Source organism: Aminobacter sp. P4_H6_2 (assembly GCF_056400805.1).
In genome coordinates this window covers 1-8,980 of the sequence record NZ_JBFUKO010000177.1, presented here as the reverse complement: position 1 = coordinate 8,980, position 8,980 = coordinate 1, and the positions used below count along the sequence as shown (strand labels likewise).

Genomic DNA, 8,980 nt, shown 5'->3' with positions numbered 1-8,980 from the left:
GCACCGCGCATGCTTCGGGTGCGGACTTTATGGTGCCCAGCCTGATGGTTGTTCCGCTCTTGCTGGCCTCGGTCAGATAGGCCGCTTCGCCCCACTTGAGTGTTTCGGTCAGCGGGCCAATACCTTCGGTTTCCTTGGCTACCGCAAATACGATCTCGCGAATCTCCAACAGACGCGCCCGCACCGGCTCGGAGTAGCGCGATAGCGCTTCGGCAACGAGACGGGGGACAAGCGGGGTCTTCATGGCGCTACCTTGAGAGGCAGGTGAACATCGGTGCGCAGTTCGTTTTGCGGCACCTCACGTGGGTCGTTGAGATAGGCTTCGAAGATTGGAGCATCATCCGGCTCATAGCCGGAAGCGGGCAGCCACACGCCCAGAAACCAGCGATAGGCACCGCGCATATCGGCATAGGGACCTGTGTAGCTCAGTTTCGCATATAGCCCGCCGCGCAGAACCGTCTCCACCAGTGGTGCATCGATTGTGACGGAATTTGCCACCGGCAGGCAGGCACGCGAGCGCAATTCCTCCTCAGGCCCGAGATCGGGATCGTCGAAAAACACCCCGATCATGGCGGGCTGGACCGGCAGGGCATGACGGGCGACAAGCTCGGAAAAGAGCCTGCCCATGGCATGGTCGATTTCCATGTAGGAGCCCGTGTGTTCGACCCCGGCACATCGCCGCTCTGGCAAGGTCTCCACCGTCACGGGGAAGGCGCTCGCATCGCTGGCCGCATGGGCAGCCTTAAAGGCGGCGTGCGAGCCTTTTCCACGGTAGGCAGCGGGGCTCACGCCGAACGAGTCCTTGAAGGCCCGCCCGAACGTGTCGGCGGAGCTATAGCCGGCACGCGTGGCGACCGCTCCGATGTCTAGATCGGAGTTGGACAGCCGATCAGCCGCGCGCTGGAGCCTTAACCTGCGGAACGTTGCGGCAATCGTTTCTCCGCGCATGGCCGAGTAGATTCGGCTCCAGTGATAGGGAGAAAGACAAGCGACCTCCGCCAGTCGGTCAAAGGAGAGATCATCCTCCAGATGGGCATAGACGTAATCAAGCACCCGGTTAAGGCGGTCGTTGTAATTTTCCTGGCTGTGCATAGGAGCCCTCTGTCGTGCTTTGAAATCATAGAAAGTCTTGCACGACGTGGACAGGCAAATCCTGCGGAAGTGCGCATAGTGGGTCTCCACGCGCCATCCTGCGAATTGAAGCGCTATGCATCAGCGCTTGGCTATGCGGTTGTCGTCGCCGCCTCCTGCCTGGCCGCAACCGGCCTTTCGACCTTGAGCACGAACACCACAAGCGCCAGGAATACGCCGCCCACAGCGGAAGCATCGCTTATAGGACAAACATACAAAAAGAACAGTACAAGAACACGTCAAATCTGTTCATGCCGGCGAGGGCATCAGGCGACCGGATGCCCCTCGCTTGCCTCGAGGATCGCAAACCATTGCTGACGCTCGAGCACCACATCCAGCGCCTTGGCCAATTGCGCAAGCCGCGCCGGCTTCATCGTGCCGAGCACCGGCACCAGCCGCGCCGGATGGCGTAGCAGCCAGGCGATGGCAATTGTTGCGATATCATGGGCGCCGGTTTCGGCCGCGGCGACAGTAAGCGCCGCGCGCACCTTGTGCTCGTGCGCACCGTCGCCGGTGAACAGCGAGCCGCCGCCGAGCGGCGACCAGATCATCGGCGCGTAACGCAGCCTCTGCGCGTGGTCGAGCCGGCCATCCGTCAGTGCCGAGGTCTCCAGCACCGAATGCTCGATCTGGTTGGTGACGAGAGGAAATGGCAGCCTTGAAGCCAAAAGGTCGAATTGCTGCGGCGTGAAGTTGGACACGCCGACTGCGCGCACCTTGCCGGCCGACACCAGCCGCTCAAAGGCGGCCGCCGTCTCGTCGGCATCCATCAGTGGGTCCGGCCGGTGGATCAGCACAAGGTCGAGATAATCGGTGCCAAGGTTCTTGAGCGAGCGTTCGACGGATGAGGTGATGTGGGCGGCACCGGTGTCGTAATGTTTGAGCCGGTTCGCCGGGCGGTTGACCGACTTCAGCATGATGCCGCATTTGCTGATGAGCTCGATGCTGTCGCGCCTGCCCTTGAAGCGGGCAAGGCCGGCGCCAAAGGCTTCTTCGACCGCATAGTCGCCATAGATGTCGGCATGGTCGAAACTGGTCAGGCCAAGGTCGATCGCCGTATCGATGAGCCGCGCTACAGCCTCAGTGCTCGGGCTTTGACCGTCCAGCAGGCGCCAGGCGCCGAACACCAACCGCGAAAGCGATGGACCACCGGGCACAAGTTCAATGCGTCGGGCGGAAACCATGGAGATCGGCCTCAGATCGGGTTGTTGAACGTGTCGCAGTCCGACAGCTTGCCGCTCTTGAAGCCGGCGGCAAACCAGCGCTGGCGTTGTGCCGAGGTGCCGTGGTTGAAGCTTTCCGGCACGACGTAACCTTGCATGCGCTTTTGCAGCGTGTCGTCGCCGATCTGTCGGGCGGCGTTCAGCGCCTCTTCGATGTCGCCTTGCTCGAGCAGACCCTTCTGATCGGTATAGTAGCCCCAGATGCCGGCGAAGCAGTCGGCCTGAAGCTCGACGCGCACCGACATGGCGTTGGCGTCCGCCTCGCTCATGCTCTGCCGCATCTGGTTGAACTTGGGCAGGATGCCGGTCAGGTTCTGGACGTGGTGGCCGACCTCATGGGCGATGACATAGGCTTCGGCGAAATCACCGGAAGCCCCGAACTGCTTGGACAGCTGGTTGAAGAAGGCCGTGTCGAGATAGACCTTGCGGTCGCCGGGGCAATAAAACGGGCCCGACGCCGCCGAGGAATAGCCGCAAGCCGAATTGACCTGGCCGGAAAACAGCAGCAGCTTGGGTTCCTGGTATTTCAGCCCCTCGGCCTGGAAGATGCCATTCCAGGTGTCTTCGGTCTCGGCCAGCACCGTGGAGAYGAACTGGGTCATCTCATCGTTTGCCGGCGCACCGCCCTGGGTTACCTGGCCGCCGCCGGTGCCTGAGCCACCGCCATCCGAAAGTATCTGCATAGGATCGATGCCGCAGGCACGCAGTGCGAAAAACAGCACCACAAGGATGATGATGCCCGAAAGTCCGCCGCCGCCCGTCGAGATGCGCGGTCCCATCGGCAGGCGTCCGCCACCGCCGAGCCCGCCGCCAAGGCCTCCGCCGCCATCGCCGCGCGCATCCTCGACATTGTCACTCTGGCGACGGCCTCTCCAGCGCATAGGCGTATCCTTGATGTTTCATGTCGCGGGGTCGGCTCCGCTCACTGAGACAATTAGCCCAACGCCAGCGGCAAGTCACAGGGTTTTTGGTTGTGCCATGCAGCTGAGTTCGCGGCCAATTCAGCTTTTCTGCTTGGCGCCCGCACTCTTGCCATCGGAGCTTTTGGAGCGCTCCTCGAAGCGCTTTTCGCCCTTCTTGAAGTCGTGGCCAGTCTTGGCCTCGACCTTGCGTTCTTCCTTGGCCGCCGCCTGCCTAAGGCCCTTGGCAGCTTCTTTTCCCTTTGGTGTCGGCGCTTGTGTGATGGCCATCGTTCATTCCTCCTGAGCGCCAGTCCATTCAGGCGCCAAGGCTAACGCGAGCCGACAGCACTTGTTCCCGGTTTGCGGAAGCTTGGCCAGCCAGCAATCGTCACCGCCCGCAACAGCCATTCCAGCGGGCCATAGGAGAAGCGCGCCATCCACCAGCGGCTGAGCACCAGCTGAACGCCGAAGATTCCCACGGCGAGAAGCAACCCACCAAGCGGCGACACCTGGCCCATCAGCCTGAAGCCGTAGGCATAAAACAAGGTGGCGCACACAAGTGATTGCAACAGGTAGTTGGAGAGCGCCATGCGCCCTGCCGGCGCCAGCACGTTGGGCAGACGCCGAAAGCGATGGAAGGCGAACATCGCCAGCGCGACATAAGCCCCTGTCAAAAGCGGCGCGGTCAACAGGCCGATCGCCAGGCCAGGCAAGTCCCACACAGTGCCGACCAGATAGATCGACGTCCAGCCGTACAACGCGGCCCCAGGCAGGCCGATGATCAGACCGGCAGAAAGCATGCGTCGCAGCAGCGGCAGGTAGTGGTCGAGCTGTACAAACATCTGCCGCTTGCCGGCAACGAGGCCGACGAGAAACATCGCCAGCGCGCACGGCCCTTGCATCAGGCCGATCACCACCCAGACATTGCCAAGTTCGCTCAGATGCTGGGCGATCACGGTGCTTGGCGCGCCGAGATAGGCCGCCAGCGCAGCTTTCCCTTCGGCCAGGCCGACAGCCGGGTCGAGCGCCACCGGGTCCAGCATCTGCAGCATTCCAACTGCGCCCCACGCCAGCGCGGTACCGATCACCAGCCATCGCGCCAGCCGCAGCGCCCTGGCCTCCTCGATGTTGCGCAGCCAAAGCAACACCACGCCAAGCACGGCATAAGTGGTCAGGATGTCGCCATGAAACAGCAGCACCGCATGCATGAAGCCGATGGCCCATAGCCCGGCCTGTCGCCGCAGCAGGCGCGGCACGAAAGCCTCGCCGGCGCGCTCCGCCGACTGCATCTGCAGGGTGAAGCTGTAGCCGAACAGGAACGAAAACAGCAGGTAGAACTTTGTCTCGAACAGGAAGGCGATGACGAACCGCACTGCAGAGTCGAGCGGTGTGGCAAAGACCGGTTCGCCAACGCCCAAGCCGTAGTAGGGCGAGGCAAAAGCGGTGATGTTGACGACGAGGATGCCGAACAGCGCGAAACCGCGCAGCGCGTCGACATAGGTGATCCGCTCTTGTTTGGAGGATTTCACGGTTATCGCACTCATGGCTTCGCGCTTTCGTTGGCGACATCCATACCCGGGCGCAAAAACCGCCCGAGCAGGATGCGCATCGTCTTGTGCTGGTCGGCTGGCTTGAATTCGGCGTCGACAGCCACGCGGCTGAAGATGCCGTCGATGAGGGCTGCGATCCACGTCGCCGCATCGGCCATGTCGAGCGTGGCATCGAGCTGGCCGCGCGCGCCAGCCTCGGTCAGCAGGCCTTGCAAGGCCGCGCGCAACTCGCCGTCGTTGCGCCCGACGAGAACGGCAATCGCCGGCTCGCGCCCCGCCTCGGCAGCGATTTCAAGCGCCAGCGACGAGAACTCGGCATCAGCGGCGAGCGTCAGCACGATGTCCATGAACTCGACCAGGGCGCCGTAAAGGTCGTCGCGCGCGCCAAGCGCCTTGAACAGCCCCACGGTCTCCTCGCCTTCCTGCTCAACGATGGCGGCAATGATCGCCTGCTTGCTGGGAAAATAATGAAACAGGTTGCCCGGGCTCATACCGACCGCGGCGCAGATCTCGGCGGTGCTGGTCTGGTGAAAGCCTTTCCTGGCAAAACAGGTCTTGGCCGCGCCGATGATGGCCTGCCGTCTGGCGGCGTGCTTTTCGGGATCTATCTTCCRCATTTCGTGGCATCCAATTAATTAATAGACTAGTCGATCTATTAATTATCAAAACATGGGCGGTGTCAAGCAGCCGGCAATCGCATCGCGCGTTGAGGGCACCATTGCCCACTCAGCCGGGGCTTGCCAAAACCTTGGCTTCCGGTATTATTGCAAATGACTTGCAACTGCGATTAGAGGGGCGTCCGTTGGACTCTTACACCCGGCCCGCCGTCGACAACGAAGGCTGGCGGACCGCCAGGGGCGAAGGGTCGCTTTCGGAGGTCCATCGATCAATCCCCGTCCACACCAGCGGCTCAAGCTGGCGCAGGGCCGCCGCCTTCGTCGGCCCAGGCTATCTCGTTGCCGTCGGCTACATGGATCCGGGCAACTGGGCGACGTCGATCGCAGGCGGGTCGCGCTTCGGATACACCTTGCTGGTCGTTGCGCTGGTTTCCAACATCATGGCGATCGTGCTGCAGTCGCTCTGCGCGCGGCTCGCCATCGCTTCGGGGCGCGATCTGGCGCAGGCCTGCCGCGACGCCTTTCCTCGCCCGGTCGCTTATGTCTTATGGTTCATGGCCGAAACCGCCATCATCGCCACCGACATCGCCGAAGTCATCGGCACCGCGATCGGCCTCAATCTCATCTTCGGCATTCCCCTTGAGATCGGCGTCGTCATCACCGCGCTCGACGTCTTCCTGATCTTGTACCTGCAGAAGCTCGGCTTTCGCTGGGTCGAAGCCCTCATCATCACCTTGCTCGGCGTCATCGCCGTCTGCTTCGCCATCCAGGTCGCGCTCGCCGATCCGGATTGGGGCGCGGTCATCACGGGCTTCGCGCCGACCACCGAGATCGTCACCAATCCCGAGATGCTCTACCTCGCGCTTGGCATCCTTGGCGCCACCGTGATGCCGCACAATCTCTATCTGCATTCCGGCATCGTCCAGACGCGGGCCTATGGCGACACCTTGGTGGAAAAACGCCAGGCGCTGAAATACGCCACTTGGGATTCGACCATCGCGCTGATGTTCGCCTTGCTGATCAACGCCTCGATCCTGATCCTCGCGGCGGCAGCCTTTTACAACACCGGCCGCACCGAGGTCGTCGAGATCGGCGAGGCGCATGCGTTGTTGGCGCCGCTTCTCGGCCTCGCCATAGCACCCACGCTTTTCGGCATCGCGCTGCTTTGCTGCGGCATCAATTCGACCGTGACCGCAACGCTCGCCGGCCAGATCGTGATGGAGGGTTTCCTCCACATCAAGCTGCCGCCTTGGCTGCGCCGCCTGGTCACCCGCGCAATCGCCATTGTTCCGGCGGCGGCGGTTACCATCTGGTACGGCGACAGCGGCACCGCGAAGCTGTTGATCCTGACCCAGGTCGTGCTCAGCCTTCAGCTATCCTTCGCTGTCTTTCCCCTGTTCATCTTCACGGCCAGCAAGGAAAAGATGGGCGCGCTGGTCGCCCCGCGCTGGCTCATCGCCTTCGCAACGCTGATTGCCCTTGTGATCGCCGCTCTCAACATCAAGCTGCTGGTCGACTTCGTCCTGAACTGAAGCGCCAACTGACGTCCGCACCCCGGCACTACCCTAACGCGCCACGGCAACGCCCATCGACCTGCGGCTCACCGCGAGCACGGCAAGCGCTACCAGCGGAAAGGCCGCAGCGACGAGGCCGAGATCGGACGGCTTGGCGAACTCCAGCACGCGCCCGCCAATGACGGTGCCCAGCGCTATGCCAAAATAGAGCGCCGATGCATTGAGCGACAGCGTCAGATGCGCGACTTCAGGGCCGAAGCCGACGATGCGGCTTGCCTGCGCCGGCGGGAACGCCCAGCCGATGATACCCCACGGCACCATCAGGCCAATCAGCACCGGTCCGGCGACATGGTGCGGCAGAAGCTTGAGCGTCAGTGCAATGGCGATGCAGAAGCCCGACGACATCAACAGCGAGATCACCACCATGCGCGTCGCACCGATGCGGTCCGCAAGATAGCCGCTCGACAGATTGCCGATGACAGCGCCGGCGCCGAAGGCGAGCAGCATGCCCGGAAGCGCCATGGACGGCAGCCCCGCCCCTTCCAGCGCCAGCGGCGCGATGTAGGAGATCACGGTGAAGCCGCCGGCGAGATAAAGCAGCGTCACCAGAAGCGACGGCAGGATGCCGGGCCGAGCAATCGCGGTGAAGCGCTCGGCGAGCGTCAGCTTGATGCCGCGCGACCCCCTGGGCAGGCGCACCCACAGGATCGCGGCGCAGGAGATGCCAAGCAATGCGATGGCAACAAACGTTCCGCGCCAGCCCCACATCGTGGCGATCAGCGAGCCCACCGGCGCGCCGAGCGCCACGGCAAATGTCGTTCCGCCAACGACAACGGCAATAGCCCGCGCCCGGTGCTCGGGTCCGGCCAGCGATACGGCGGTAGCTTGCGCTGTCGCCGCATAGAGCCCAGCCGACATGCCCATCACGATCTGGCCGACCAGAAGCCCAGCAAATGAACCRCTTGTCGCGGCAATGATGTTGCCGAAGACGAAGACCAGCATGGTTGCCACCAGCACGCGGCGCCGGTCGATTTCACCTGCGAGCGCCGACAAGACAGGCGCGCCGATCGCATATGCGAGCGAAAACGCCATGATGAGGTAACCCGCAAAGGGCACGGAGACATGGGCGTCGCCGGCGATTGCTGGCAAGAGGCTGGAGAACACGAAGCCGACGGTGCTCATGGCAAACGAGCCGACCGCGAGCCAGATAAGGCGCTTGTCCATGACATTGTCCTTAGTTCAAAATATATTGAACTATTGAACTTATCGCAACGTCATGTCAATCTGCGTCTTGTCGGCTCCTGCCAGYCTGGTGTCAGCAGCTGCCACCGAGCCTTGAACAGCCCTCGCCACACAGTTACCTTCAAGCCATGTCCGTACTGCACCCGAACATCGACCAGATCACCCTGCCCAACGTCCTTGCCGCTCTGGGCGACCAGACACGGCTTGCCATCGTCGGCTATCTCGCCCGCAACGACGGTATGCCGGTGAACTGCGGGCAGTTCCTCGGATTCGGCTCCAAGACCAATCTCAGCTATCACCTCGCCAAGCTGCGCGAAGCAGGTATCACCCACACCGAATTGTCGGGAACGAGCCGGCTGATCTCGTTGCGCCGCACCGATCTCGACAGGCGGTTTCCCGGCCTGCTCGACTCGATCATCGCCACCGCACAGCATATCCCGGCACCCGAACGCCTGAAGCAAGAAGACTAGCCCAGGCACAGCTTTCGCCGAAGGAAAACTCAGATGCGCATCGCCGTCATCGCCGACATCCACGGCAACATCCTCGCCCTTGACGCTGTGCTCRCCGACCTCGCCCGGCGCGGCGGGGCCGATGTCGTCGTCAATCTGGGCGATACAGTCTCCGGCCCGCTATGGCCCGGCGAAACAGCCGAGCGGCTGCAGGCGCTCGACTGGCCGACCGTGCGCGGCAACCACGACCGCCGCGTCGCCACCGATCCCCTCGACGAAATGAGGCCGTCCGACCGCTTCGCCAATGATCGCCTGACGCCTGCCCAGCGCGGCTGGCTGGAGGCGCTGCCAC

Annotated in this window: 10 protein-coding genes and 1 pseudogene; 3 read left to right on the top strand and 8 right to left on the bottom strand. The window is 62.9% G+C overall.

The annotated features are described in order from the left end of the window. The 7 genes and pseudogenes from AC1DUU_RS14660 to AC1DUU_RS14630 form a co-directional block, all read right to left on the bottom strand. Positions 1 to 244, bottom strand: a pseudogene (locus AC1DUU_RS14660) (DUF1801 domain-containing protein); the annotation flags it as partial. Continuing rightward, positions 241 to 1,092, bottom strand: coding sequence for an AraC family transcriptional regulator (locus AC1DUU_RS14655; protein WP_476784137.1), 852 nt, complete (start codon positions 1,090 to 1,092; stop codon positions 241 to 243). The pseudogene AC1DUU_RS14660 and the gene AC1DUU_RS14655, both read right to left, overlap by 4 nt. A 305-nt stretch (positions 1,093 to 1,397) precedes the next feature. Further along, positions 1,398 to 2,315, bottom strand: a complete 918-nt coding sequence (locus AC1DUU_RS14650) for an aldo/keto reductase (RefSeq protein WP_476784136.1) — start codon at positions 2,313 to 2,315, stop codon at positions 1,398 to 1,400. An 11-nt stretch (positions 2,316 to 2,326) separates the two neighbouring features. After that, positions 2,327 to 3,235: a KPN_02809 family neutral zinc metallopeptidase gene (gene ypfJ / locus AC1DUU_RS14645; RefSeq protein ID WP_476784135.1), complete on the bottom strand. Its 909-nt coding sequence runs from the start codon at positions 3,233 to 3,235 to the stop codon at positions 2,327 to 2,329. A 120-nt stretch (positions 3,236 to 3,355) separates the two neighbouring features. Next, on the bottom strand, positions 3,356 to 3,544 hold the full coding sequence (locus AC1DUU_RS14640) for a hypothetical protein (RefSeq protein ID WP_476784134.1): 189 nt from the start codon (positions 3,542 to 3,544) through the stop codon (positions 3,356 to 3,358). Between the two features lie 41 nt (positions 3,545 to 3,585). Continuing rightward, the gene (locus tag AC1DUU_RS14635) at positions 3,586 to 4,800 is read right to left on the bottom strand and encodes a DUF418 domain-containing protein (protein WP_476784133.1); all 1,215 of its coding nucleotides are present in this window, start codon (positions 4,798 to 4,800) and stop codon (positions 3,586 to 3,588) included. Beyond that, the gene (locus tag AC1DUU_RS14630) at positions 4,797 to 5,423 is read right to left on the bottom strand and encodes a TetR/AcrR family transcriptional regulator (protein ID WP_476784132.1); all 627 of its coding nucleotides are present in this window, start codon (positions 5,421 to 5,423) and stop codon (positions 4,797 to 4,799) included. Before AC1DUU_RS14630 ends, AC1DUU_RS14635 begins: the two co-directional genes overlap by 4 nt. A 185-nt stretch (positions 5,424 to 5,608) precedes the next feature. On the opposite strand from AC1DUU_RS14630, the gene AC1DUU_RS14625 reads away from it, so the two are divergent. Further along, positions 5,609 to 6,955: an Nramp family divalent metal transporter gene (locus AC1DUU_RS14625; RefSeq protein WP_476784131.1), complete on the top strand. Its 1,347-nt coding sequence runs from the start codon at positions 5,609 to 5,611 to the stop codon at positions 6,953 to 6,955. 33 nt (positions 6,956 to 6,988) lie between these two features. Here the strand turns inward: AC1DUU_RS14625 and AC1DUU_RS14620 are convergent, their stop codons facing one another. After that, a complete protein-coding gene (locus AC1DUU_RS14620; protein WP_476784130.1) occupies positions 6,989 to 8,161 on the bottom strand; it encodes an MFS transporter in 1,173 nt (390 codons plus the stop codon). A gap of 146 nt (positions 8,162 to 8,307) precedes the next feature. Here AC1DUU_RS14620 and AC1DUU_RS14615 point away from each other — a divergent pair, with 146 nt between their 5' ends. Both AC1DUU_RS14615 and AC1DUU_RS14610 read left to right on the top strand, forming a co-directional pair. Beyond that, positions 8,308 to 8,649: an ArsR/SmtB family transcription factor gene (locus AC1DUU_RS14615; RefSeq protein WP_476784129.1), complete on the top strand. Its 342-nt coding sequence runs from the start codon at positions 8,308 to 8,310 to the stop codon at positions 8,647 to 8,649. A gap of 33 nt (positions 8,650 to 8,682) precedes the next feature. Beyond that, on the top strand, positions 8,683 to 8,980 hold a 298-nt coding region (locus AC1DUU_RS14610; protein WP_476784128.1), incomplete at its 3' end, for a metallophosphoesterase family protein.

What these genes read in the sequence shown, in the direction of transcription:
- AC1DUU_RS14655 (WP_476784137.1), bottom strand. Translation starts at nt 1,092, where the DNA reads ATGCACAGCCAGGAAAATTACAACGACCGCCTTAACCGGGTGCTTGAT.
- AC1DUU_RS14650 (WP_476784136.1), bottom strand. Translation starts at nt 2,315, where the DNA reads ATGGTTTCCGCCCGACGCATTGAACTTGTGCCCGGTGGTCCATCGCTT.
- AC1DUU_RS14640 (WP_476784134.1), bottom strand. Translation starts at nt 3,544, where the DNA reads ATGGCCATCACACAAGCGCCGACACCAAAGGGAAAAGAAGCTGCCAAG.
- AC1DUU_RS14635 (WP_476784133.1), bottom strand. Translation starts at nt 4,800, where the DNA reads ATGAGTGCGATAACCGTGAAATCCTCCAAACAAGAGCGGATCACCTAT.
- AC1DUU_RS14615 (WP_476784129.1), top strand. Translation starts at nt 8,308, where the DNA reads ATGTCCGTACTGCACCCGAACATCGACCAGATCACCCTGCCCAACGTC.